The following is a 23,320-nucleotide window of genomic DNA, read 5'->3' as shown; positions in this document are numbered from 1 at the left end:
GCGCCTTTCTGAACCGGGCCGGTTCAGAAAGGCGTCGCCGCGCGCAGGATGAGGACCATCGTCACGGCGGAGTTCGCGGAGGACATCGCGGAGGCGGCCGTTCCCGCCGCCGCGCCCCAGGCCGCCAGGCCGACCGAGGTGAACACCGGCGGCCAGCTGCGCACCGCGGGCGCCGGGCCGAGCAGGGCCGCCACCCTGCGCGGCACGGGTCCCGGCGCCGGCCCGGGCGCCGCGAAGCCCGCCAGCGTGGCCACGGGGGTCCCACGGGAGACGAGGGCCGCCTTGCCGATCGCGCACGCCACCGTACGGCGGCTGCCGACGGCGTCGGCCGCCTCCTCGTCCGCCCACCGCTCCGCCGTGTAGGCCACCGCCGTGCACAGCGGCCGCAGGAACGGGTTGGCCCGCGCGGCCAGCCGGACGGCGAGCAGGAACCGGTGGTGCCGGGCGGTGAGATGGGCCCGCTCATGGGCGAACAGGGCGCGCCGCTCGGCCGGTTCGAGGTGGTCCAGCAGGCCGGTGGTCACCACGATCCGGTCGCGGCGACGGCCCGGCAGGGCGTACGCGTACGGAACGTCGTCCGGCAGGACCGCCACCCGCGTGCCCCGCAGCCCGGCGAGCGCGCGGTGCGCCCGGCGGCGCACCCGGCCGTGCCGCCACAGGGTCCGGCCGCAGGCCACCACCACCGCGCACAGCGCGGGGATGGCCGCCTTGCCGACGACCTCGTCGTACGGGACCGCCGCCCGCACCTCGGGGTCCGACCAGCCGTCGGGCAGCGGGTTGCCGGGCAGCTGTGCGGTGCCGACCACCATCACCAGCCCCAGGCACACCGAACTGCACACCGCCATGACCGCGGCCACCCCGGTCAGCAGCCTCGTCGCGGTCCGCGGATGCAGCCGCTGCTCGGCCAGGCGCGCGATCGGCCAGGCGCTCAGCGGCAGGACCAGCGGCAGAAAGACGAACACCCCCATGAGGCTTCAGCCGTCTCCTTCGTTTCCCTCGCCGTGCCCGCGCCCCTCGCCGTGCCCGCGCCCCTCGCCGTGCCCGCGCCCCTCGCCGTGCCCGCGCTCCTCGCCGAGTCCGCCTGCTTCGCCGAGTCCGCCTGCTTCGCCGAGTCCGCCTGCTTCGCCGAGTCCGCCTGCTTCGCCGAGTCCGCCTGCTTCGCCGTGTCCGCTTCCGTCGTCCGCGGGCCGGCCCAGCAGTTCGCGCAGCAGCCGCTCGTCCTGCGGGCCGAGACCGGTGACGAAGCTGGCCAGCACCGCCTCCCGGTCGCTCTCGCCGTCCAGCACCTTGCGCATCCGGTGCGCGGCCAGGCCCGCCTGGTCCGAGGCGGGCGTCCAGGCGAAGGACCGGCCGGCCCGCTCCCGCGTGACGGCGCCCTTGGCCAGCAGCCGGGTCAGGATGGTGATCACCGTCGTATAGGCGAGGTCCCCGCCCAGCCGCTCCTGCACCCAGCCCGCGGTCGCCGGGCCGTCCGCCTCGCGCAGCGCGGACAGGACGAGCGACTCCAGCTCGCCCTGTCCGCGCCGCCGGGCACGCTGCCGGTGATCCGTCACGTCCGTCTCCTCTCCGCCGGCCCCGAGTTCACGAGCGGTCCATCGTAGGGGCACCCGGCGGCCGCCCTCCGCACCTCGTCCCGGGCTCAGCCGTGCAGGGCGCGGTACGCCGCGGCCGCGCCCGGGTGCAGCGGGACGGCGCCCGTGCCGATCAGGCTGCCGACGTCGAGGAACTGGGTGCCGACGGCGTTGTCGGGGACCAGGGCGGACGCCCGCAGGACGAGGAGCCGGGTGAGCGCCTCGGCGACGGCGCGGGGCAGGTCGGGGCGGCTCACCAGCAGGTTGGACACACCGATGGTGGCGACCCCGCCCGCCGTCCGGTACGCGCTCTGCGGCAGGGTCACCTCCTCCAGGCCGGAACCGGCCCGGCCGTCGGCGCCGCCTAGGGCCTGTTGCGAAAGTCCCGTCGTCCGCCCGGAGGGCGGGCCTGGCGGCGTCAGGTGCGTGCTCTCGGCGTGCCGGCCCCTGGCCCTCGTACTGGATGTACTTGGGTCAGGGGCCGGTGCGGCGAGAGTGCGTGCATGGCGTCGCCAGGCAGGCGGGACTTTCGCAACAGGCCCTAGCCGGGGCAGCAGGCCGGCCAGCGGCAGGAAGCGCAGGCCGGGGCGGTCGTCGAGGTCGGACAGGACGGGCAGCGGTACACCGCCCGCGACGAGCAGGGCGTCGACCGAGCCCGCCCGCATCGCGTCCGCCGCGTCGGCCAGCGGGAGGTGGAGCACCGGCACGTCGGTGCCGGGTGTGAGGCCCGCGGCGTGCAGGATCCGCTCGCCGAGCACGGCCGCGCCCGATCCGGCCGCGCCGAGCGAGACGGTGTGTCCGGCCAGGTCGGACACCGCGCGCACGGGCGAGTCGGCGCGGACGACGAACTGGAGGTAGGTCTCGTACACCCGGCCGATCGCGCGCAGGGGCACCGGGTGCGGGAAGAGCGCGGTGCCCAGGGCCGCCCGCGCGGTGTCGGTGAGGACGAGTGCGAGGTCGGCGCGGCGGTCGCGGAGCAGTGCGATGTTGGTGACGCTGCCCGCGGTGGTGCGGACGCGGCAGCTCAGCCGGGGGTGTGCCGCGTGGAGCTCGGTGGCGAGGAGGCGGCCGAACGCCTCGTAGAACGCCGTGGGCTCACCGGTCGCGAAGCGCAGGACGCCGCTCGGACCGGGACGCTGCCGGGAGGTGTCGGCCGTGAGCACCCCGCCGAGGACCGCGGCGGCCGCCGTGCCGAGGGCGGCGTGGAGGACGGTGCGGCGGTCCACAGGCTGGGGACGGTCGTGGGGACGGGGGCGCGGGCGGGTCATGGCGTGCCGCCCTGCGGGTCGGTGCCGGCCGGGGTGCCCGCGGCCGCCGCGCGCGGCAGCACCGCCCTGGCCCGCAGCCCCCGCGGCCGGGCCGGCGCCAGCTCCAGCCGGCCTCCCCGCCCCGCCAGCAGTTGTTCGGCGATGGCCAGGCCCAGGCCGGTCCCGGTCGTCCCGGCCCGGCACTGGCGGCCCGACCGCCAGAAGCGGGTGGTGGCCAGCGCGAGCTCCTCCGGGTCCAGGCCGGGGCCGTCGTCGGTCACCGTGAGGACCGCCAGCGGGCCCTCGGCGGTGCAGCGGAGCGAGATCTGGGCGCCCGGACCCGCGTACTTGATGGCGTTGTCCAGGAGGACGTCCACGACCTGGGCGAGTTCGCGGTCGGTGCAGGCGGCCGGGACCGGGGCCGTGGCCGCCCGCAGGACCAGGCGGGCTCCGGCGCGGTGGGCGACCGGCTCCCACAGGCGGTGCCGGTCGACCGCCACCGCCGCGGCGTCGCAGCGGGCGCCCGACCCGTCCGTCACCGTCAGCTCCCCGGCCCGGTGCTCCGCGGCGGCGAGGGCCAGCAGGTCGTCCAGGAGGGTCTCCAGGCGGTCGAGCTCGGTGGTGACCCCGGTGTACGTGCGGTCGGCGGACGCGGGCAGATGGGTGTGCAGGGCGTCGACGCGGAGCCGGAGCGCCGCCATGGGGTTGCGCATCTGGTGGGAGGTGTCGGCGACGAGCCGGCGCTGCTGCTCCAGGGCCGCCGTGACCGTACGGGCCATGCGGTTGAAGCCGGTCGCGAGCCGGCGCAGTTCGGGCGGGCCGCCGGCCCGGGTCTGTTCGGGCGGCAGCCCCGCGGCGAGCCGGCCGACGGCCCGGTCGAGGCGGCGCAACGGGCTGACCACCCACCTGGTGGCGGCCCGGGCGAGGACCGTGCAGGCCACGGCGACCAGGGCGGTACCGGCGAGGACGGCGGCCCAGCGCCGGGTGATGTCCTCCGCCGCGTTGCCGACCGACGCCCGCAGCACGACGGCCCCGGAGACCCGGGTCCCGGTGCCCGCGGGCTCGGCGAACATGCGGTACCCCCGCGACCAGGGGCGGAGCGTGTCCCTGGGGTGCGCGGTCTGGTTGCGCAGGGCCGCGTCGAGCAGCCGGGCGACGGCCGGGTCGGCGGCCCGCATGCCGCCGGTCTGGACGACGGGGCGGCGGCGCGTGTCGGTGACGACGAGCGGTTCCCCGTACAGCCGGGTGTAGCGCCGCGCCTCGGCGGCGACGGCCGAGGTGTCCCCGGTCGCCGCGGCCTGGTCCACGAGGGACGCGAACCGGTCGAGGTCGGCGCTGCGGGCGAGGACCAGCTGCTGGGTGCGGTCGGACGCGGTGACCAGCAGCAGCGGCACGGCGAACGCGGCCACCGCGATCACGACGAACACCAGGAGCGCGGCCTGGACCCGGGTACGCACGCGTCAGCTCCTCAGTCGCCGGGGTGCCCGGAGTCCCCGAAGCGGTAGCCGAAGCCACGGATCGTGGTGATCAGCTCGGGGTGGCGCAGCTTGGCGCGCAGCTGGGTGAGGTGGACGTCCAGGGAGCGGGAGGTGGACGCGGTGTGGCGGGAGGCGCCCCACACCGCGTCCAGGAGCTGCTCGCGGCTGACCGCCGTGCCGGCGCGTCCGGCCAGCACGGCGAGGATGTCGAACTCCTTGGTGGTCAGGTCCGCCTCCGTCCCGTCGACCCGGACCCGGCGCGCGTCGAGGTCCACCTCGACGTCACCGGCCCGGACCGTCCGTACGGAGGAGGCGCCCCGCGCCGCGTTGCGGCGGGTGACGGCGTCGATGCGGGCGAGGAGCTCGGCGAGGCGCACCGGCTTGACGAGGTAGTCGTCGGCCCCGAGCCGCAGTCCGCGCACGACCGAGCGCTCGTCGCCGCGGGCGGTGAGCACCACCACCGGCAGATCGCTGACCGCCCGCAGGGCGCGCAGCACGTCCAGACCGTCGGTGTCGGGCAGGCCCAGGTCGAGCAGGAGCAGGTCGGAGCTGCGGTGGTAGGTCAGCACCTCCCTGCCGTACCGCACCCGCCGGGTGACGTGACCATGGTCGTACAGGACCTCGACGAGCGCCGCGGCCACGCCGTCGTCGTCCTCGGCCAGCAGTATCTGCACCCCGGCCACCTCCTTTCGGCCACCCCGTCAGCCGAATGTAGACCACACCGGCCACGCGCCCGCCGGAGTGTTAAGGGGAGGTTAGTTCTGCGTCCGGACCCCTCGTCCGCGGTACGGCGCCGGGCCAGGCTGCACGGCACCCAGCAGCCCGGAAGGACGCCGCACATGATCATCGACTGTCACGGTCGCCGCACGCCCGCCCCGCCGGCCCCTCAGGCGTGGCGCACCCGGCGGCTCGCCTCCCCCACCGGTCCCTCCGCCGCCCCCGCCCCCGCTGACCTGCGCGGCGGCGACGAGCCGCGCGAGACCGTCGAGCCGGACCGGCCGCGGCTGACGGACGGGCCCGGCATCGACACGACGGTCTCCTCGCCCCGTGCGTCGTTCACGGCCCACCACGTCGGGGCCCCCCGCCCGGACGCCCTGGACGCCCTGGACGCCCCGGACGCGCTGCTGAAGCGCCAGGGCCGGTGATCCGCGTGGACGCCCCCTCCCCCGAGGCCCCTCTCGCCGCCAAGACCCCCGGCTGGCTGGACTGGTACCGGAACCCGTCCGCACCGGCCTTCCGGCTGCCGCCGGGGACCGTCGACGCCCACTGCCACGTCTTCGGCCCGCAGGCGGAGTTCCGCTTCGCGCCGGAACGCAAGTACACGCCCTGCGACGGCGGCAAGGACGACCTGTTCGCGCTCCGCGACCACCTGGGCGTCGCCCGCAACGTCATCGTGCAGGCCACCTGCCACGGCGCGGACAACAGCGCCATGGTCGACGCCGTCCGCGCGGCCGGCGGCAGGGCCCGCGGCATCGCGACGGTCCGCCCGGACATCGGCGCGGACGAGCTGCTCGCGCTCGACGCGGCGGGCGTGCGCGGCGTGCGGTTCACCTTCGTACGGCGCCTGGCCGACGCCTCGCCCCAGGACGACCTGCGCACGATCGCGCGGAAGGTCGCCCCGCTGGGCTGGCACGTCGTCCTCTACTTCGAGAGCGCCGACCTGCCCGAACTGGAGGGCTTCTTCCGGTCGTTGCCGGTCCCGCTGGTGGTGGACCACATGGGGCGGCCGGACGTGACCCGGCCGGCGGACGGGCCGGAGTTCACCCGGTTCCTGCGCTTCGCCGAGGACAACGACATCTGGGTGAAGGTCACCTGCCCCGAACGCCTCAGCGTGACAGGCCCCGCGGCCCTGGACGGCGAACGGCACCCCTACACCGACGTCGTCCCCTTCGGCCGCCGGGTCGTGGAGGAGTTCCCCGACCGGGTGTTGTGGGGCACCGACTGGCCGCACCCCAACCTCACCGGCCACATGCCCGACGACGGACTCCTCGTCGGCCACGTGCCACAGGTGGCGGTCACCGAGGAGCAGCGGCACAAGCTGCTCGTCGCCAACCCCATGGCCCTCTACTGGCCCGACGAGGACCTCTGACGTCCCCGGGCCCCCGTTCCGAGCCCCCGTTCCGAGACCCTCTCCCCGACTTCGACAAGGGCCGCTCATGCACCACTCCAACGCGCTGAACCGGCTGGACAGGCTTCCGGTCTCCCGGTTCCACAAAGTCACCCTGCTCGCCGTCGCCTTCGCCTACTTCTTCGAGTTCGCCGACATCAACAGCTTCGCCACCACCGCGCCGAAACTGATCACGCTCTGGGGCGTGACGGTCGACCAGATCGCCTACGTCACCTCCCTGTCGTTCGTCGGCATGTTCGTCGGGGCGATCGTCGCCGGGTCCATCGCCGACCGGTGGGGCCGCAAGCGGGCGCTGCTGTGGACGACGCTGTCGTTCGGCGTCTCCTCGTTCGCGGCGGTGTTCGCCTGGGACCTCGTGTCGCTCGGCGTGTTCCGCGTGCTGACCTCGGCGGGCCTGTCGGCCATGACCGTCGTCGGCGTCGTCTACGTCAACGAGATGTACCCGTCCGCGATCCGCGGCAAGTACCAGGCGTACGCCATCGTCATCGGCATCTGCGGCACCCCCGTCACCAACCTCGTCGCCAGCGCGGTCGTCCCGCTCAACGACTGGTCGTGGCGGCTGGTCTACCTCTGGGGCTCCCTGGGCGTCCTGCTCGTGCTGTTCGCCCGGCACCTCAAGGAGTCGCCCCGCTGGCTGGAGAGCAGGGGCGAGCACGCCGAGGCCGACGCGGTCCTGAGGGAGATCGAGGCGGGCGTCGCGGCGGAGAAGGGCCCCCTTCCCGAGCCCGCGCCGCCGGTCGCCGAGACCCCGTCGACGAAGGCGCCGCTGCGGCTGCTCCTTCGGAAGAAGTACCTGCTCCCGACGCTGCTGCTCACCGTGCTGTGGACGACGCAGACCATCGGCTTCTTCGGCTACTCCAGCTGGGCGCCCACCCTGCTGGCCAAGGAGGGCTTCAGCGTCGAGAAGTCCGTCTTCTACGTGGCGCTCACCACGGTCGGCGCGCCGCTCGGCTGCTACCTGGCCTCCCTGGTCACCGACCGGTTCGAGCGCAAGTGGTGCCTGGTCGCCTTCGGCACGGTGATCGCCGGCTGCGGCCTGCTGTACGGGCTCACCTTCGACCCGGTCCTCATCATCGTGTTCGGGTTCCTGGTGAACCTCTTCGAGCGCGGCTACACCGCCCTCGCCTACGCCTACTCCCCCGAGCTGTTCGACACCCGCAGCCGCTCCCTGGGCACCAGCGTCTCCTACGGCTTCGGCCGCCTGTCCAACGCCGCCGGCCCACTGATCGTCGCCGCGCTCTACAACGGCCACGGCTACCGGAGCGTCTTCTGCTTCATCGCCGCCACCTGGCTGGTCGGCGCGATCACCCTGGCCGCCTTCGGCACCCGCACCCGCTCGGCCCGTCTCGCCGAGACGGCCCGGCAGCGGGAGGCGGCGCCGGCCTGACCGGTGTGGTATTCGTCTCGCCGTCGCCGCTCCGGCGGGTCCGCCGGCGTCCCGCCCGCGGTGGCCGCCGGGCTGCCGCCCCGGCCCGTCGGCGGAGGTCAGGGCGGTGCGGCCGGGAACGCCCGGCGGCGACACTGCCGTCCGGGCGGGACAATACCTGTGTCCGTGAAGTGAGGAATTGACACGGGGCCCCGGGAATATTCCCCGGGCAGCAGGCGGAGGGGAAATATCTGGCGGGCAGGGCCGAAGCCGACATGCTACTGTCGACGCCAGTTGCAGTTTTGGTTGCCTGGAGGGTTTTCCGACGGGGTGATCATCGCGGCGACCGGAGCGCGCACAGGGCGTGTTCCGAGCACCGTCCCAGAGGAGATTCTCATGGCTTCCGGCACCGTCAAGTGGTTCAACGCGGAAAAGGGCTTCGGCTTCATCGAGCAGGACGGCGGCGGCCCCGACGTCTTCGCCCACTACTCGAACATCAACAGCCAGGGCTTCCGCGAGCTTCTGGAAGGCCAGAAGGTGACGTTCGACATCGCGCAGGGCCAGAAGGGCCCGACGGCCGAGAACATCACCGCGGCCTGACGTCGTCGTCCCTGACGTCATACTTCGCAGCTGGGGCCCGCACCTTGGGGTGCGGGCCCCAGCTCGCTGCGTTTCAGGGCAACCCGGGGAATTCCCCCCGGGCCGGAAGCCGCCTTTTCCCGTGCGACTTCCCACTTCCCCTGCCCATCATTTCCGGCACGTTCTCGCGATTCTCTGCGCCGCTCCATTGCTGCGGGAATTCCTTGGTACGCGCCGCGTCAAGGAAGGCTCCGCATGAACCGTGCACGGACCACCCGTCCGTACGACCGCTCCGGCGGCTCCGCGTCCCAGCGCTCCGGCAACAGGCGCCGGTCCCAGGGCGGCGGGCGCCGACAGGCCGCACCCCAGGGCGAGTTCGCGCTCCCCAAGACGATCACGCCGCCGTTGCCCGCGGCCGAGTCGTTCGCCGATCTCGACATGCCCGCGCCGCTGCTGGCCACACTCGGCCGTGAAGGCGTGACCACACCGTTCCCCATCCAGGCGGCGACCCTGCCGAACTCCCTGGCCGGCCGGGACGTGCTCGGCCGCGGCCGCACCGGGTCGGGCAAGACCCTCGCCTTCGGCCTCGCCGTGATGGCCCGCACCCACGGCCGCCGCGCCGAGCCACGGCGGCCGCTCGCCCTGGTCCTCGTCCCCACCCGGGAACTCGCCCAGCAGGTCACCGACGCGCTCACGCCCTACGCCCGCTCCCTGGGCCTGCGGCCGGCCACCGTCGTCGGCGGGATGTCGATCGGCCGGCAGGCCGGGGCGCTGCGGGCCGGGGCGGAGGTCGTCGTCGCGACGCCGGGACGGCTCAAGGACCTGATCGACCGCGGCGACTGCCGGCTGGACGACGTCGCCGTCACCGTCCTGGACGAGGCCGACCAGATGGCCGACATGGGCTTCATGCCGCAGGTCACCGCCCTGCTCGACCAGGTGCGCCCCGACGGGCAGCGGCTGCTGTTCTCCGCCACCCTGGACCGCAACGTCGACCTGCTGGTCCGCCGCTACCTGTCGGACCCGGTGGTCCACTCCGTCGACCCCTCCGCGGGCGCCGTCACGACCATGGAGCACCACGTGCTCCACGTGCACGACACCGACAAGCACCGGACGACCACCGAGATCGCGGCCCGCGACGGCCGGGTGATCATGTTCCTGGACACCAAGCACGCCGTGGACCGGCTGACCAAGCACCTGCTGAACAGCGGCGTCCGCGCGGCCGCCCTGCACGGCGGCAAGTCCCAGCCGCAGCGCACCAAGACGCTCGACCGCTTCAAGAACGGTCACGTCACCGTCCTGGTGGCGACCAACGTCGCGGCGCGCGGCATCCACGTCGACGACCTCGACCTCGTCGTCAACGTGGACCCGCCGACCGACCACAAGGACTACCTGCACCGCGGCGGCCGCACGGCCCGCGCCGGCGAGTCCGGCAGCGTCGTCACCCTGGTCACCCCCGACCAGCGCCGCGACATCAACCGGCTGATGTCCACGGCCGGCATCGTCCCGCAGATCACCCAGGTACGTCCGGGTGAGGCGGAGCTCAGCCGCATCACCGGCGCGCAGGCGCCCTCCGGCGTCCCGGTCGTCATCACCGAACCGGCCGCGGAACGCGCCCGCCGCACCCCGTCCGCCGCGAACTCCTCGAAGTCCTCGAACTCTTCGAACTCTTCGAACCGGAGCCGCCGCGGCCGTACCGGCAAGGGCAGGCCGACCGGCGGAGCGGCGCGCCGCAGCGCCCGCCGCCCGTCCGCCGCCGACCCGGCGGCCTGAGTCCGGCCGCGGTCCCCTCGGCGGCAGGGCCCCTGTCGTCGGCGGGACCGCGGCCGAGTCCTTCTTCCGGCCGGCCCGTCCACCCTCCCTCTCCCTGTGAGGCACCATGCGCTGTGTCATCGCCCAGTACCCCTTCGAACTGACCCGGGAGGGAGTCCTCGCCTCGATGAAGGGCGTCAAGCCCGAGCCCGTCACGGGCGAGTCCGTGACCATCGGCCGCCGCCGCTACCCCGTCAAGCAGGTGGGCGAGGTCATCACCCGTCAGGACCGCCGCGACTTCACCGGCCACGAGGTCACCCGGGCCATGACCCGCCTGGGGTTCACCTGCCACGCCCCCGAGCCCGTGCCCGCGCCCGACCCGGTTCCGGCCGCGTGGCAGCTGCTCGGCGGCACCTCGCCCTCGGACCTGTGAGGGACGTGCGGGTGTAGCCGCCGCACACCGTGACACCGCGAGGGTCCCGCCGACGTGCTCGGCGGGACCCTCGCGGCACACGGGCACCGGCTCACTGCTCGAAGTAGCTGAGGTCGCCCACGGTCCAGGCGCTGACGTCACGGATCGCGACCCGGTACATCCCGCCCGTCTCAGGGATCCCGAGGCTGCCCTGGAGGATCCGCGCGAGGTGGAAGTGCAGGTGCGTGGGCGCCTCCTCGCGGTCGGGCCGCCCCTCCTCGCGATGGCCGGTGAACACACCCGAGAACGGGCCCAGCCGGTCCGAGGAGCGCAGGACCTCCGCCACCCGCTCCCGCCACATGGCCTCGGGGGCCAGCCGCCCGGTGATGACGGCACCGCCGGCCACCACGGTCAGCGACATCTGATTGCTCGGCTCCGACTCCACCACGGCGGCGATGGAGACGAGCAACTCATCAGCGTTCGGCATGCAAGCGATTCTATTCAGGGACCGGTCGCGCCCGCCCCGCACCGGGAACGGCCTCCGGAGAACGGCCGACGGGATCGGGAGAAGATCCGGCGGAGGGCCGACGGCGCCGGGAGAAGATCCGCCGGAGGGCCGACGGGTTCGGGAGAAGGCCCGGCGGAGGGCCGGGGGCTCCCGCGGCCGGGGCGCGCGAGGGGACCGGCACCGGGCCCGGCACCCGGGACCGGCACAGCGGCAGAATCGGCCCATGGTGTTGAATTCGTCCCGGGGCCCGGTGCCGTACGGCACGGGGCCCCTCGACGCGTTGCACATCGAGGTGACATGACAGCAGGCAATCCGCTCCACGATCGACTGGACGACGACGACTACGCCGCGTACACGATCGGCCGGGCCGCCGAGATGCTCGGCACCACGCCTGGCTTTCTGCGCGCCCTCGGCGACGCCCGGCTGATCACCCCGCTGCGCTCCGAGGGCGGGCACCGCCGCTACTCCCGCTACCAGCTGCGGATCGCCGCCCGCGCCCGCGAACTCGTCGACCAGGGCACCCCGATCGAGGCGGCCTGCCGCATCGTCATCCTCGAGGACCAGCTGGAGGAAGCCCAGCGGATCAACGCCGAGTACCGCCGTGCGGCGGACGCGGCGCGGGGCAACCCCGGCCTCCGGCCCGGCTGAGCCGGCTCGGCCCCGCGGCGCCCGCCGCACACCGCCTGCCGCCGTGGCGCCGTGGCGCCTACCGCCTGTGGCCGCCTGTCGCCGGGTCGCCGCCTCACCCGCCGACGCGGCGGTAGGCGGCGCGGGCGTGCATCAGCCGGCCGGCGAGGGTGCCGGTGAGGGCGGCGGCGAGCAGACAGCCGAGCCAGAAGGTGTCCCGGTGGCCGACCCAGTCGAGCGTGCCCGTGGGCGGTATGCCGAAGGCGTTGAGGAACAGCCAGCACAGGACGGCCGTACCGGGGGCCGCGGTGAAGCGCGCGCAGACGCCCAGCAGGGCGGCCAGCACGGACAGCGCCGCCAGGGCGAGGCCGGGCCGGTCCTGGCCGACGAAGGCGTTGACGAGCCCCACCAGCAGCAGCGCTCCGCCGACGGCCGCGGACCACACCACGGGCGTGGCGACGGGATGGGGAACGGGCCTGGCTCCGACTCCGAACGGCGCCCACTCGATCATGTTCACTGCTCCTTCCCGCCTCTCACCGCCGGGTGGGGAGAGGTTCGCGGCCCGTCGGCGCCCCGCGCGGTGAGGCGCTCAGCCAGTGTGGCGGCGAAGTCCTCCGCCCGGGAGAGCTGGGTGCGCAGATCCTCGACCCGGCGCCGGGCGGCCCGCTCGAAGCCGCGCACGCGCTCCACAAGTGCCTCGCGCTCCTCGGGCGGCAGTCCCTCGCCCGTGTCGAGCCGGTCGGTGGCCGCGAGCAGGGCGCGCATCTCGTCGAGGGTGAAGCCGAGCGGCTTCATCCGGCGGACGACCATCAGACGGGCCACGTCGGCCTCGGTGTAGAGGCGGAAGCCGCCCTGGGAACGGGCGGAGGGGATGACGAGGCCGGTCTCCTCGTAGTGCCGGATGGTGCGCAGGGACAGCTCGGTCCGAGCGGCGACCTCGCCGATCTGCATGTGCGCGCTGCTCACGCGGGGGGCCTTCCTGGTCTCTCGCCGCTGCGGCGGCCGGCGCGGCCGCCGGACCCGATCCCTACCCTAACGTCAGGGTAGGGTTGCCGGGGTGCCGGGTCGGCGACCACCGCCCGTGCCCCAGGCGCGGGACGTCCGTCCCGTCGCCGTCAGCCGTGTCGGGGCCGACGAAGCCCCCGGCGAAGACCGATGTCCGCGGGAGAGAGCGTGCGCGTGCCCCTGGTGCCCCGCGCCGCCGCCTGCCCGCCGTGACCCTTCGCCCCCTCTCGGCGGGCACCCGGGCGCCCCGGCGTCCGGCCGTGCCGTGCCCTCCTTCCCGCGCGCCCGCCGTGATGCCACGGCGGCCCGAGCACGACAGGTTCCGTTCCTCTTGTCCTCCTCCCCGCTGTCCCCGGCCGCCCGGATGCGCGGCGTCCGCCGTCCGGCCTGGCTGTCCGACCCGAAGGTGCTGCGCACCGAGGTGCTGGCCGGGCTCGTGGTCGGCCTCGCGCTGATCCCCGAGGCGATCTCCTTCTCGATCATCGCCGGGGTCGATCCGGCGGTCGGGCTGTCCGCCTCGTTCACGATGGCCGTGACCCTGGCGGTCGTCGGCGGCCGGCCCGCCATGATCTCGGCCGCCACCGGTGCCGTCGCCCTGGTCATCGCCCCGCTGAACCGCGAGCACGGCTTCGGCCACCTGGTCGCGGCGGTGATCCTCGCGGGCGTCCTCCAGATCGTCCTCGGCGCGCTCGGCGTGGCGAAGCTGCTGCGGTTCGTGCCGCGCTCGGTGATGGTCGGCTTCGTCAACTCGCTGGCCGTCCTCGTCTTCATGGCGCAGGTCCCGGAGATGACGGGCGTCCCGTGGCCCGTCTATCCGCTGATCGCGGCCGGGCTGGCGCTGATGGTGTTCTTCCCGAAGGTCACCACGGTGGTCCCGGCGCCCCTGGTGTCCATCGTGATCCTGACCGTCGTCACGGTCGGGGCCGGGATCGCGGTGCCGACCGTGGGCGACAAGGGCGCCCTGCCGTCCTCGCTGCCGACGCCGGGCCTGCCGGACGTGCCGTTCACCCTGGACACGCTCACGACGGTGGCGCCGTACGCGCTCGCCATGGCGCTGGTCGGCCTGATGGAGTCGCTGATGACGGCCAAGCTGGTCGACGACATCACCGACACCCGCTCGTCCAAGACCCGGGAGTCCGTCGGACAGGGCATCGCCAACATCGTCACCGGCTTCTTCGGCGGCATGGGCGGCTGCGCGATGATCGGCCAGACGATGATCAACGTACGGGTCTCCGGGGCCCGTACCCGGCTGTCGACGTTCCTGGCGGGCGCGTTCCTGATGGTGCTGTGCATCGTGCTCGGGCCGGTCGTCTCCGACATCCCCATGGCCGCGCTCGTCGCCGTCATGGTCATGGTGTCGGTGGCCACCTTCGACTGGCACTCCGTCGCGCCGAGGACGCTGAAGCGGATGCCGGCCGGGGAGATCACCGTCATGGTGGTGACCGTCGTGTGCGTGGTCGCCACCCACAACCTCGCCGTCGGCGTCGTCGTCGGCTCCCTGACCGCCCTGGTCGTCTTCGCCCGGCGCGTCGCCCACCTGGCCGAGGTCACCACCGTCACCGACCCCGACGGCACCACCGTCGTGCACCGGGTCACCGGCGAGCTGTTCTTCGCCTCGTCCAACGACCTCGTCGGCCGGTTCGACTACGCCGACGGCCCCGGCCGGGTCGTCATCGACCTGTCCGCCGCGCACATCTGGGACGCCTCCTCCGTCGCCGCGCTCGACGCCGTCGAGACCAAGTACGCCCAGCGCGGCAGGACCGTCGAGATCATCGGCCTGAACGAGCACAGCGCCCGCCTCCACCGGACGCTCAGCGGCGAACTCACGGGCGGCGGCTGACCGGCGGGGGCACCGCGGGGGCGGTGCCCGTCCGGGCTCAGCTGACGTAGTCGGTCGGCAGCGTGCGGTAGCCCTCCACCTCCTCCGGCACCTGGAGGCTCTGCGCCCGGGCCGACGCCACCAGCGAGTTCAGCAGGCTGCCCATGGCCTGCGAGAGGGCCTCGCCGTTGTCGCCGCCGGGGTCCTCCGCGATGTACGCGGCGGCGGTCGCGATCGTGCTGAGCACCGACTCGCTGGCGTCGCCGAAGCCGTACGTGATGATGTGCGGCCGGGGCTTCCAGGAGCGGTCCTGGAGCGCGTCCAGGTCGTGCTTCCACGCGCCGGACGGCTTGTCGGTGGGCAGTCCGTCGGTCAGCAGGAACACGACGGGCCGCAGGACCTGGACGCCGTCCCCGGCCAGGGCGCTGACGTCCTCGGTGATCCGGGCCCTCAGCAGCTCGCACATCGGCCCCACGTTGGTCCATCCGCCGCAGCTGACCGTGGGCAGGGTCTCCAGCGCCTCGATGTCGGTCATCGACGTCACCACGTGCGGCATCGTGTTGAACGAGATCACCGACAGGTGGATGAACTCCGACAGCTGAGGGCTGGTGTAGAGGGTGTCGTAGATCTTCAGCAGCGTCTCGTTGAGGAGCTGCTCGTACGGTTTCATCGACGTGGAGGTGTCCAGGACCAGGTAGGCCGGCAGGCCCTTGGTCTTGAAGGCGCTGTAACCCGCCGATGCCTCGGTGTAGTCGGTCATGTTCTCTTCTTCTTTCCTTCTGTGCACGGGTGTGTCAGATCCAGCCCAGGACGAAGCGGGCGACGCAGAGTGCGACGATCAGCGCGCAGAGCAGCACCGCGGAGACGGCGTACCGCCGGGGACGGGCCGGGGCGGCCGGGGCGGTGCGGGCGGCCGGGGCGGTGCGGGCGGCCGGGGCGGTGCCGCTCCGGCCGGGCGCCGCCGCCGCGCGTCGGGCGGCGGCCCGGCCGGAGCCGGAGGTGGAGGTGGAGGTGGAGGTGGACCGGCCGGAGGTGGACCGGCCGGAGGTGGACCGGCCGGAGGTGGACCGGGGGGTTGCCTTGGTCGAGCGGGGTGTGGTGGGCCGGGACGTGCCGTTCGCCGCAGCCCCGGACCTGGACCCGGAACCGGAACCGGAACCAGGCCGGGCCGGTCCTCCGCCGGTCGAGGACGGGGAAGGGGAAGGGGAAGGGGAAGGGGAAGGGGAAGGGGAAGGGGGCGAGGGCGAGGGCGCCGGGGCGGGGGCCGGTGGGCGGGTCGCCGAGCGGCCGCGCAGGTTCACCGATCCCGTCACGTTCGACGCCGCGCCGGTGTTCGGCGCCGTGGTGCCGTTCGTCCCCGCCGCGCCGGAGGCGGCCCGCGGGGTACGGGTGGCGCCGGCCTTGGGGCCGACCTTGACCCAGGTGGTGACGTTGTCCGCGCCCGCCGCGGACGCAGCGGACGCCGACCCGGTGGCCGTTCCCCCCGGCGCCGTCGTACCGCGTATCCGCCGGACCGCTTCGAGGAGTTCCGCGCACTCCGGCCGGTCCTCCGGCCGTGCCGCGGTGAGCGTCCGCCGCAGCAGGCCGGTCAGCGAGGCGTCCGCCTTCGACGTCTCCACGGCGCGGAGCGCGTCGAGCGGGTCCTGGCGCTGGGCGGTGAGGCAGCGCACCGTCAGCACGGCCAGCTTGTAGCTGTCGCTGGCCACCGTCGGCCGCCGTGACCGGTCGGGGAACAGCGGGTCGGCCCAGCCGGGCGACTCCACCCACTCCCGGGAGCCGATCCCGCAGGAGTCCATGTCTATGACGAAGACCTCGCCCGTGTGCTGGTTCCACAGCGCGTTGCGGTACGACCAGTCCCCGTACACGACGTCGTGCCGGGCGAACAGGTCGCCGACCGCCAGCAGTTCCTCCACCGCGCGCAGCCGTGTGTCCCGGTCCGGCGGGCGCAGCCCGACCTGGGCGCACTTGTCGGCGTCCTGCATCAGCCAGTCCACCGGCAGCGGTGCCGGGTCCTTCCAGCCCGACAGCGCCTTGAGGGGCGCGTAGAAACCGTCGGGCGCCTTCGCCATCACCACGCCGACGAGGTCGGAGCCGTCGTAGAGGCGGGTGGTGGGCCAGGACAGGCACCGGTCCACCAGGTCCTGGTCCGTCTGGGACATGCCGGTCGGCAGGTAGACCAGGCGCTGGAGGTCGGAGGCGCGTACGGCGTCCGCGGGGCGCTTGTAGAGCTTGGCGAGCCAGCCGGGGCGGCCCTCGATCTCGTACACCAGCCGGGACTCGCCGTTGTCCCGGCTGATCACCGTGCCCTGCGGGGCGCCGGACAGCTCCTCGCGGGACGGGAACGGGCTGTCGGACCAGGTGCCCATCAGCGGTGCTCCTCGTCGTCGCACCAGACCACGACGGCGGTCCGGTCGTCGTGCATCTGGACCTGGTCGAAGCCGACCTGGTTGAGGAAGGTGCCCACGGCCGGCGGCCGGGCCCACCGTTCGGCGAACCACCGGCGGGCCTGGGGTCCGGTGGCGAACGCGTCGGCGACCCCGTCCGTCGTCACCGCCAGCACGCTGGCGGGCGGCAGTTCCACGATGCCGTGGTCGGCGCCGCGCGGGTCGTGCGGCAGGTACCGGGCGACGGCCGACGCGTCGAAGCCGTGCTTCTCCTCGCCGATCAGACGCTCCCAGTCGTCGCCGTTCAGCCGCCACGCGCTGACGTCGGCGATCGCGGCCAGCCACACCCGGCGCCGGCCGTTGACGTGCGGCCGGGCCGGCACGACGGCGACGACCGCGACGGCCCGCACCGTGTCCGGGTCCCAGCCGCGTTGCTCCGCCACCGCGATCATCTGTCCGGCGGCGCTGAGGAAGGCGGCGCAGTGGTCCAGCCGCTCCAGCGGGGTCCCCGCGTCGAGGGCCGTCCGGACGGTGTTCACCAGCGCCGACACGGCCACCTGCGCGCCGACGTCGGAGTGGGCGCTGTCCGACATGCCGTCCGCCACGGCGATCACCAGGTGCTCGCCCGCGCGGTCCCGGCCGATCCGGTACGCGTCCTGCCGGGGCCGGCCGTGCGCCCGGTGCCCGGGGCCGACGACCGAGGCGGCGCGGACGGTCAGCCCGCCCAGCGCGGCCTCGTCCGCCGCCAGCCCGTGCGGCCCCGGCTCGGCGGGCAGCCGCCACGGCTCCCGGGAGGCGCGCGAACCGCGGACGAGCACGGGCGGCCCCTCGTCGTCCGGCACCGGGAACGCGAGCCCGGTGTCCCGCGCCCGCCGGGCCGGGGCGGCGCCGTCCGGGGCGGGCGCCGGTCCGCCGACGGCCTCGGTGATCCCGGCCACCGGCCGTGCGGAGGCGTGGCCGGTGGTTCCGGCGCCCTCCGGCAGCTCCCCGTACCCGTTGGGCCCGGGGGCGGCCGGGTGGCCGTTCGGTCCGGGGAGCCCGTCGCTCGTCATCGGGGAGACGGGTCGGGCGGGGACGGCCGTGCCGCCGGACGGGCGTCCGGTGTCGGCCCCGGAGGGGGAGGGAGGTGAGGAGGATGAGGGGGGTGAGGAGGGTGAGAAGCCCGGCATCGCGGGGATCGCCGGGGTCGCCGGGGTCGCCGAGTGGAAATCCTCCGCCCCCGCGGACGGTGCCCCGGAGACCGGGGGCCGCGCGGCGCGCCCCGCCGGAGGACGCGCCCCACGGTCGCTCCCACGCCGGGATGACACTCCGGCTCCGGCTCCGGCTCCGGCACCGGCACCGGCACCGGCACCGGCACCAGCACCCTGGCCCGCTCCCGCACGCGGTTCGCGACCGTCGCCCTCCGGTCCGTACCCGGAGGGCCCGGACCCCGAGGACCCGGACCCCGCTCGCGCCTCCCGGTCGCCCTCGGGTCGTGCGGCGGCGCTGCCGTACAGCCCGAACTCACGGCGGACGTAGCCGTTGCCGGGCCCTTCCTGCGGGCCGCCCGCCGAGTCGCGGCCCGCAGGGTCACGGCCCGCCGGGTCGCCGCCCGCCGGGTCGTTCCGCAGCGCCTGGCGGAGCACCCCCGCGACGGCGGCCACGGCGACGCCCGTCGCGGTGAGGCCCAGCCCCTTCCAACCGAACAAGGCACTTCCTCCCGCCAGCAGTGCGGTTCCCGCCACGATCAACGTGAGGGTCAGCCGGGTACGGCGGGCCGGCCGGACCCCGCGGGACGGCCTGCCCTCTCCGGCGGCGCCGGAGGGGTCCCCGGCCGTGCGCGGTGCGTCGGTGGCCCGGTGCTGGCCCTGGCCCGGCCTCACGATCCGGCCCCCGGCGTGCGCCGCCCACCGCGACCGCCCCGCGGGCCGACCCGGGTCTCGCCGACCACGTTGGCCGAGCCGTCCCCCGAAGCGTCCGGATTCCGGGACGCGGGAGGGACCGCCGGGGCCGACGGGGCCAACGGGGCCGACGGGTTGGCCGGGGCCGACGGGTTGGGCGGGGTGGGAGGGACGGGCGCGGCGGGACCGGCGGCGGCCGGAGACACCGGTGATCCCGCGCGTCGCCGGGGCTTGGGCGGTTCCTGGGTGCCCGCCGCGGGAACCACCGTGCCGGCCACCACGGCCGGGCCTGCCGCCCCGCCGACCGTCACACCACCTGTCACACCACCCGCCCCGCCGACCGTCACGCCACCAGGCGTACCGGCCGTCACGCCACCAGGCGCACCGCCCGTCGTGCCACCCCCGGGCCCGGCGGAGGCCGCGCCCGCCGGCAGCGCACCGGGCCCCTGCGTCAGCTGCGCGGGCGGACCGCCCGGTCCGGTGGCCGGGAGCGCGGTGGGGCCGCCGCCGAACAGCGGTGCCGGGCTGTACATCTCGTACCACATCTGCTGGGCCTCGGCTGGCTGGATGTGGCCCGCCTCGACGAGGTCCCGCAGCATCCGGCCCTTCTGCTCCACCGCCACGTCGTGCCGCTGGCCCAGCTCCCGCATGATCTCGTGGAGCTTCGACGGGTCCTGGGCGATGAGCTCGACCAGCAGGCCGCCCTCGCCGCGGGCCGCCGCGAGCAGCGCTTCCCGGCGCTTGGTCTGGAGCCGCTGGTCGAGGCTGTGCTCGGTCATCGCCACGTCGTGCCCGGCGACGGCGAGCTGCTTGTCGAACTCGCGCTGCTTGAGCGCCCGCAGCTGCCCGGCCGCGGCCTCGTCGAGGTAGATCCGCACGGTCAGGGAGTCCACGGTGAGGCCGGTCGCCAGCCGGTGCTGCCGGCTGCACAGCGAGCCGCGCACGAACCCGGCGAACTCCTCCATCCGCTCGATCCCGTACCGCGTGGCGTGCGGCCAGAGCAGGTCCCGCACGGCCACGCACACCGCCTCCTGTCCGTCGCGCACGGACCGGATCCCGCGGCGGACGACCTCCGCCGGGCCGGAGACCTTCCAGCGGGCCTCGAACGCGGCCTGGAAGTCGAATCCGCCGGTGCCGCTCTGCAACGGCTCCGACCAGCTCACCGTGTGGTCCGAGAGGTCCACCTCGTACCGGTAGCGGTAGCGCAGGGAGCCGAACGCCGTGGGTTTGCGCGGCAGTTCGGTGAGATCGCCCTCCTCGTTGCTGAACAGGAGGGCCTGCCCCGGGCGGACCGGGCCGCCCCGGTCCCCCATGCTCACGGGGAGCGGGCCGGTGAAGAGGGGTTGCTGTGCTGCATCCTGTGGTGTCACGGTGTGCCGCTCCCTGCGTCGAGACGGGCGAGTAGACGGTGGCCGGAACGGGGCGCGGTGCGTCCCGCGGTGCCGCGGACCCAGCCGTCGGCCAGGTGCCGGAGGATCACCCGGGTGCGCCGGTCGGCGGCGACGCCGGCCAGCAGGACCGCGAGCGCCTCGCGCCCGCGCGGGTCGTGGTCGACCAGGCGGGCCCAGTCGGTGAGGACGTCGTGCGCCATGCCGTACGTGAGCGCCGAGTTGACCGTCTGGCGCCACAGGGCGGCGATGTCCGCCCGCTGCACCGGGTCGTGCGCGGTGGCGGTGAGCAGCGCCGGCCAGACCGGCGCCCCGGGCGGCGCGGACCGGCCGGCGGGGGGCGGGGGCGGGGGGCCGACCAGGTCGGCCGCGGCGTAGAGGAAGGCCAGTTCGCCGAAGATCCGGCGCTGCGGGTCGTGCAGGCCGGTGACCGCCCACTGGTCGAGCAGGTCGAGGGCGTCGGAGCGGTACCGGCCGCCGTCGAGGGCCATGTACTCGGTGAGGCTGCGGCACAGGGCCTCGATCACGGCCACGTGCTGGGTGCCGGCCAGCTGGTGCAGCCAGCCCCAGGCCATCTCGTCGCCGTCCTGTTCGAAGACCACGCGCCAGGCGCGGGCGGCGGTGGCCCGCAGCTCCGGGGAGCGGTCGTCCGCGCTCCACGCCATGACCAGGTTGTACGCGGCGAGCGCGTGGCCCGACTCCCGGGCGGCGACGCCGAGCGCGATGGCCGCGGCGTCGCGCAGCTCGGCGTCCTTGTCGGCCGCCCAGGGCCGCAGGATGCGGGCGCGTACGGTCTCGAAGCTGTGCCGGGCGAGGGTCCCGGCGCCGACCGCGGCGCGTACGCCGACGGTGGGCAGGCCGCGGGCCGCCGCGTCGCGCAGCCAGCCGGGCAGTGCCTCGCGTATCTCGTCGTACTCGCTCCACACGTGGTCGAGGACCCGCCGGGCGGTACCGGGGTCCTGGAAGCGGACGACCTTGCCGCGGGCGCCGCCGTGCCGGGTCGCGACCTCGGAGTCCACCAGCGCGGCGCGGACGGCGGCCAGCCGGGCGGTGCGGGTCCCGGTGAGCTTGGTCCCCCGGGGGCGTACGGGGTTGTCGGGGCTCTCCTCGACCTGGAGCCGTTCCTCCAGGTCGCGCGAGAGGGTGGCCACCGTCTCGTAGGCCTCGCCGCCGAACACGGCGATGCCGATGGCGAGGCACTGTTCGGCGAGGTCCGCCATGTCGTGCAGCCAGTGGGCGACCGCGCGTTCGTCGTGGAGGTCCTTGCGGGCGCGGACCCGGGCGACGATCTCGTCGTCGCCGCCCGCCGCCGCGGCCTCGGCCAGGTCGCGGCCCAGGTCGGCCGCCGTGCCGGCGTCCGCGCCGCCGCCGAGCTGCTCGCGCAGCAGCCGGGTGACGTCGGGGCGGGCGAGGACGCGGCGGGCGCGGGCGGCGGCGGCCGCGCCCAGCCGCCAGCCCAGTTGCCGGGCGACGATCGCGGACAGGTCCGGGGCGCCGGGCGCGTCGGTCACGGCGGGCCGTACGCGCGGGTCGGTGATCTGCACGGCGGCCTGGGCGGTGAGGACGAGCCGGCAGTCCGCGCGCCGCAGCAGGGCGTCGAGCCGGTGCAGTTCGAACGCGGTCAGCAGGTCCGCGCCCCGCTGCGGGAGGTCGGGCAGGATGTAGCCGACGCCGGGGATGAGGGCCTTGTCGTCGAGGAGGGCGAGGTCGGTCGTGGGTTCGAGCAGGTGCAGGACGCGGTGCCCGGCCCGCTGGAGCACGGCCCGCGCCAGGGCCTCCTTGCCGGTGCCGGCCGCTCCCCGCAGGACGGTGACGGCACGGGCCGTCACCTCGTGGACGACCGTGTCGAAGCCGTCCGGCGGGGCGAACGCCTCGCGGGTCTCGTCCAGGTTCTCGGCGGTCAGCCGGTAGGAGCGGGGGCCGGCGGCGGTGCCGCCGAGCTGGAAGACGTAGTTGTCGCCGCCGAAGACCTGGGCCGCCGAGACGCGCAGTCCGTTGACGGCGTCGCGTTCCGCGTCGAGCCGCTCCCCGGCGGCTCCGCGGGTGCCGCGCAGCGCCGCGAGGCCCTCGCGCAGGCCCTGCGGCGGGTCGGGGGTGCCGGGCGGGGAGGGTGTCGGTTCGGGCTTCGGGCCTTCGGGGGGTGCGGCGTCCGCCATCAGGCACCCCCGTTCCCGTCCTCGCCGTCACGCGCGGCGGGTTCGTCCGGGCCGTCACCCCACGAGAACGTCTGTCCTCCGTGGACGATCTGGTCGCCGCCGAAGACCTGGTTCACCCGGTCGAAGCGGGCCCCCGCGAAGGGCCCCTGGCCGGCCGGGGCCGCGCCGTCCCCGCGCCGGCCCTCGCCGCGCGCGCCCGCGCCACCGGCTCCGGTGGACCCGCCACCGGCTGCCGTCGACCCGCCACCGGCTGCCGTCGACCCGCCGTCGGCTGCCGCGGTCCGGCCGCCGTCACCGGTGGCCGGGCCCCCGCTCGCGCCTCCGGCGGGCGCGGCGCCCGGTGCCGGTCCGTGGGGCGGCGGGGTGTCGGGCGCGGTACGGGCTCCCGAGATGCCGGGCGGGGCGTCGTAGCCGGGGACCCTGATCCAGGCGTGCGCGCCCCGGATCTCCTTGGCGTCGAAGGGGACGCACCGGAAGGTGTCGCCCGCCACGGAGGCGTCGTCGTGGCGGACGACCTGCCGGTGCCACTCGCCGGAGACGGCGAGCGCGAGTCCGGCCCGCGGCCCGGACTCCAGCGCCGTGCGCAGCGGGTCGATGTCCACGAGGCGGCAGGCGGTGTTCAGTTCCTCGCCGACCCAGCCGGGCCCGTCGTCGGTCACATCGCCTTGGTGGAGGGCCACGCGCAGCCGCAGTGCGCCCTGTTCGTTGCTCGTCCGGGCGTGCGCGCGCAGTTTCTGGTCGAGCACGTCGACGAACCGCCCGGTGAGTTGGGTGCGGTCGACTCCGGACAGCAGCCAGAAGAATCCGTCTCCGCGGTCGGACGGTTCCGGTCCGTTCTCGGCGTCGATCCCCGATTCCGAGAACGCCTTCCGGACGATGTCGTACAGGCGTTCCCTGAGCCAGAGTTGGACCGGATTGGCGCGTCGGCCGAATTTCTCGATGTCGACGACGACTATGGAGTAGACCTGAGCCTTCGGTTTCATGATCCGTCCTTCTTACGAGAGATGCGACACCGTGGACCAC

At 74.9% G+C, this 23,320-nt stretch carries 21 protein-coding genes and 1 pseudogene; 8 read left to right on the top strand and 14 right to left on the bottom strand.

Features of this window, described 5'->3' with window-relative positions:
• Positions 1–23 precede the first annotated feature (23 nt).
• From ACFYWQ_RS25625 to ACFYWQ_RS25605, 5 genes and pseudogenes are all read right to left on the bottom strand, one after another.
• On the bottom strand, positions 24–968 hold the full coding sequence (locus ACFYWQ_RS25625) for a M56 family metallopeptidase (RefSeq protein WP_389519193.1): 945 nt from the start codon (positions 966–968) through the stop codon (positions 24–26).
• 204 nt (positions 969–1,172) lie between these two features.
• Positions 1,173–1,553: pseudogene (locus ACFYWQ_RS25620) on the bottom strand (BlaI/MecI/CopY family transcriptional regulator); the annotation flags it as partial.
• 86 nt (positions 1,554–1,639) lie between these two features.
• Positions 1,640–2,839: a TAXI family TRAP transporter solute-binding subunit gene (locus tag ACFYWQ_RS25615; RefSeq protein WP_389519192.1), complete on the bottom strand. Its 1,200-nt coding sequence runs from the start codon at positions 2,837–2,839 to the stop codon at positions 1,640–1,642.
• Positions 2,836–4,275: an ATP-binding protein gene (locus ACFYWQ_RS25610; RefSeq protein WP_389519191.1), complete on the bottom strand. Its 1,440-nt coding sequence runs from the start codon at positions 4,273–4,275 to the stop codon at positions 2,836–2,838. The genes ACFYWQ_RS25615 and ACFYWQ_RS25610 overlap by 4 nt, the downstream gene beginning before the upstream one ends.
• 11 nt (positions 4,276–4,286) lie before the next feature.
• Positions 4,287–4,970 carry a response regulator transcription factor gene (locus tag ACFYWQ_RS25605; protein ID WP_389519190.1) on the bottom strand — a complete coding sequence of 228 codons (684 nt, stop codon included), beginning with the start codon at positions 4,968–4,970 and terminating at the stop codon, positions 4,287–4,289.
• A 165-nt stretch (positions 4,971–5,135) separates the two neighbouring features.
• Between ACFYWQ_RS25605 and ACFYWQ_RS25600 the strand changes: the two genes are divergently transcribed.
• From ACFYWQ_RS25600 to ACFYWQ_RS25575, 6 genes are all read left to right on the top strand, one after another.
• Entirely contained in the window at positions 5,136–5,441 is a 306-nt protein-coding gene (locus ACFYWQ_RS25600) for a hypothetical protein (protein WP_389519189.1), read from the top strand.
• A 5-nt stretch (positions 5,442–5,446) separates the two neighbouring features.
• Entirely contained in the window at positions 5,447–6,385 is a 939-nt protein-coding gene (locus tag ACFYWQ_RS25595; RefSeq protein WP_389519188.1) for an amidohydrolase family protein, read from the top strand.
• A 67-nt stretch (positions 6,386–6,452) separates the two neighbouring features.
• On the top strand, positions 6,453–7,811 hold the full coding sequence (locus tag ACFYWQ_RS25590) for an MFS transporter (protein ID WP_389519187.1): 1,359 nt from the start codon (positions 6,453–6,455) through the stop codon (positions 7,809–7,811).
• A gap of 375 nt (positions 7,812–8,186) precedes the next feature.
• Positions 8,187–8,390 (top strand): cold-shock protein, encoded by a 204-nt coding sequence (locus ACFYWQ_RS25585; protein ID WP_384965179.1) that lies wholly within the window; start codon positions 8,187–8,189, stop codon positions 8,388–8,390.
• Positions 8,391–8,624: 234 nt separating this feature from the next.
• A complete protein-coding gene (locus ACFYWQ_RS25580; protein ID WP_389519186.1) occupies positions 8,625–10,139 on the top strand; it encodes a DEAD/DEAH box helicase in 1,515 nt (504 codons plus the stop codon).
• A gap of 106 nt (positions 10,140–10,245) precedes the next feature.
• On the top strand, positions 10,246–10,551 hold the full coding sequence (locus ACFYWQ_RS25575) for an SCO5918 family protein (protein WP_389519185.1): 306 nt from the start codon (positions 10,246–10,248) through the stop codon (positions 10,549–10,551).
• A 91-nt stretch (positions 10,552–10,642) separates the two neighbouring features.
• Here ACFYWQ_RS25575 and ACFYWQ_RS25570 read toward each other — a convergent pair whose 3' ends face one another.
• Positions 10,643–11,017 carry a hypothetical protein gene (locus tag ACFYWQ_RS25570; protein WP_389519184.1) on the bottom strand — a complete coding sequence of 125 codons (375 nt, stop codon included), beginning with the start codon at positions 11,015–11,017 and terminating at the stop codon, positions 10,643–10,645.
• 318 nt (positions 11,018–11,335) lie between these two features.
• Here ACFYWQ_RS25570 and ACFYWQ_RS25565 point away from each other — a divergent pair, with 318 nt between their 5' ends.
• Complete coding sequence (locus ACFYWQ_RS25565) at positions 11,336–11,686, top strand: MerR family transcriptional regulator (RefSeq protein ID WP_389519183.1); 351 nt, start codon at positions 11,336–11,338, stop codon at positions 11,684–11,686.
• A 94-nt stretch (positions 11,687–11,780) separates the two neighbouring features.
• Here ACFYWQ_RS25565 and ACFYWQ_RS25560 read toward each other — a convergent pair whose 3' ends face one another.
• A complete protein-coding gene (locus ACFYWQ_RS25560) occupies positions 11,781–12,176 on the bottom strand; it encodes a hypothetical protein (RefSeq protein WP_389519182.1) in 396 nt (131 codons plus the stop codon).
• Between the two features lie 2 nt (positions 12,177–12,178).
• A complete protein-coding gene (locus ACFYWQ_RS25555) occupies positions 12,179–12,631 on the bottom strand; it encodes a MerR family transcriptional regulator (protein ID WP_389519181.1) in 453 nt (150 codons plus the stop codon).
• A gap of 403 nt (positions 12,632–13,034) precedes the next feature.
• Between ACFYWQ_RS25555 and ACFYWQ_RS25550 the strand changes: the two genes are divergently transcribed.
• Positions 13,035–14,510: a SulP family inorganic anion transporter gene (locus ACFYWQ_RS25550; protein WP_389519410.1), complete on the top strand. Its 1,476-nt coding sequence runs from the start codon at positions 13,035–13,037 to the stop codon at positions 14,508–14,510.
• A gap of 37 nt (positions 14,511–14,547) precedes the next feature.
• On the opposite strand, the gene ACFYWQ_RS25545 is transcribed toward ACFYWQ_RS25550, so the two are convergent.
• The 6 genes from ACFYWQ_RS25545 to ACFYWQ_RS25520 all read right to left on the bottom strand — a co-directional run bounded on the left by ACFYWQ_RS25545 (position 14,548) and on the right by ACFYWQ_RS25520 (position 23,280).
• Complete coding sequence (locus ACFYWQ_RS25545; RefSeq protein WP_389519180.1) at positions 14,548–15,249, bottom strand: VWA domain-containing protein; 702 nt, start codon at positions 15,247–15,249, stop codon at positions 14,548–14,550.
• 34 nt (positions 15,250–15,283) lie between these two features.
• Complete coding sequence (locus tag ACFYWQ_RS25540) at positions 15,284–16,855, bottom strand: hypothetical protein (RefSeq protein WP_389519179.1); 1,572 nt, start codon at positions 16,853–16,855, stop codon at positions 15,284–15,286.
• Positions 16,855–17,925 carry a protein phosphatase 2C domain-containing protein gene (locus tag ACFYWQ_RS25535; protein WP_389519178.1) on the bottom strand — a complete coding sequence of 357 codons (1,071 nt, stop codon included), beginning with the start codon at positions 17,923–17,925 and terminating at the stop codon, positions 16,855–16,857. Before ACFYWQ_RS25535 ends, ACFYWQ_RS25540 begins: the two co-directional genes overlap by 1 nt.
• A gap of 806 nt (positions 17,926–18,731) precedes the next feature.
• Positions 18,732–20,123: a hypothetical protein gene (locus ACFYWQ_RS25530; protein ID WP_389519177.1), complete on the bottom strand. Its 1,392-nt coding sequence runs from the start codon at positions 20,121–20,123 to the stop codon at positions 18,732–18,734.
• Complete coding sequence (locus ACFYWQ_RS25525; RefSeq protein WP_389519176.1) at positions 20,120–22,297, bottom strand: hypothetical protein; 2,178 nt, start codon at positions 22,295–22,297, stop codon at positions 20,120–20,122. Before ACFYWQ_RS25525 ends, ACFYWQ_RS25530 begins: the two co-directional genes overlap by 4 nt.
• On the bottom strand, positions 22,297–23,280 hold the full coding sequence (locus tag ACFYWQ_RS25520) for a hypothetical protein (protein WP_389519175.1): 984 nt from the start codon (positions 23,278–23,280) through the stop codon (positions 22,297–22,299). The genes ACFYWQ_RS25525 and ACFYWQ_RS25520 overlap by 1 nt, the downstream gene beginning before the upstream one ends.
• Positions 23,281–23,320 lie beyond the last annotated feature (40 nt).

It is taken from the genome of Streptomyces sp. NPDC003247, assembly GCF_042888135.1.
GTDB lineage: Bacteria > Actinomycetota > Actinomycetes > Streptomycetales > Streptomycetaceae > Streptomyces.
The sequence above is the reverse complement of the archived record's forward strand: the minus strand, read 5'-3'. Positions and strand labels throughout refer to the sequence as shown.

Bases quoted from the DNA above. Each gene is read 5' to 3' on its own strand.
- ACFYWQ_RS25625 (WP_389519193.1), bottom strand. From the start codon at position 968: ATGGGGGTGTTCGTCTTTCTGCCGCTGGTCCTGCCGCTGAGCGCCTGG.
- ACFYWQ_RS25615 (WP_389519192.1), bottom strand. From the start codon at position 2,839: ATGACCCGCCCGCGCCCCCGTCCCCACGACCGTCCCCAGCCTGTGGAC.
- ACFYWQ_RS25600 (WP_389519189.1), top strand. From the start codon at position 5,136: ATGATCATCGACTGTCACGGTCGCCGCACGCCCGCCCCGCCGGCCCCT.
- ACFYWQ_RS25590 (WP_389519187.1), top strand. From the start codon at position 6,453: ATGCACCACTCCAACGCGCTGAACCGGCTGGACAGGCTTCCGGTCTCC.
- ACFYWQ_RS25585 (WP_384965179.1), top strand. From the start codon at position 8,187: ATGGCTTCCGGCACCGTCAAGTGGTTCAACGCGGAAAAGGGCTTCGGC.
- ACFYWQ_RS25580 (WP_389519186.1), top strand. From the start codon at position 8,625: ATGAACCGTGCACGGACCACCCGTCCGTACGACCGCTCCGGCGGCTCC.
- ACFYWQ_RS25575 (WP_389519185.1), top strand. From the start codon at position 10,246: ATGCGCTGTGTCATCGCCCAGTACCCCTTCGAACTGACCCGGGAGGGA.
- ACFYWQ_RS25570 (WP_389519184.1), bottom strand. From the start codon at position 11,017: ATGCCGAACGCTGATGAGTTGCTCGTCTCCATCGCCGCCGTGGTGGAG.
- ACFYWQ_RS25565 (WP_389519183.1), top strand. From the start codon at position 11,336: ATGACAGCAGGCAATCCGCTCCACGATCGACTGGACGACGACGACTAC.
- ACFYWQ_RS25560 (WP_389519182.1), bottom strand. From the start codon at position 12,176: ATGATCGAGTGGGCGCCGTTCGGAGTCGGAGCCAGGCCCGTTCCCCAT.
- ACFYWQ_RS25550 (WP_389519410.1), top strand. From the start codon at position 13,035: ATGCGCGGCGTCCGCCGTCCGGCCTGGCTGTCCGACCCGAAGGTGCTG.
- ACFYWQ_RS25545 (WP_389519180.1), bottom strand. From the start codon at position 15,249: ATGACCGACTACACCGAGGCATCGGCGGGTTACAGCGCCTTCAAGACC.
- ACFYWQ_RS25540 (WP_389519179.1), bottom strand. From the start codon at position 16,855: ATGGGCACCTGGTCCGACAGCCCGTTCCCGTCCCGCGAGGAGCTGTCC.
- ACFYWQ_RS25535 (WP_389519178.1), bottom strand. From the start codon at position 17,925: ATGACGAGCGACGGGCTCCCCGGACCGAACGGCCACCCGGCCGCCCCC.
- ACFYWQ_RS25525 (WP_389519176.1), bottom strand. From the start codon at position 22,297: ATGGCGGACGCCGCACCCCCCGAAGGCCCGAAGCCCGAACCGACACCC.
- ACFYWQ_RS25520 (WP_389519175.1), bottom strand. From the start codon at position 23,280: ATGAAACCGAAGGCTCAGGTCTACTCCATAGTCGTCGTCGACATCGAG.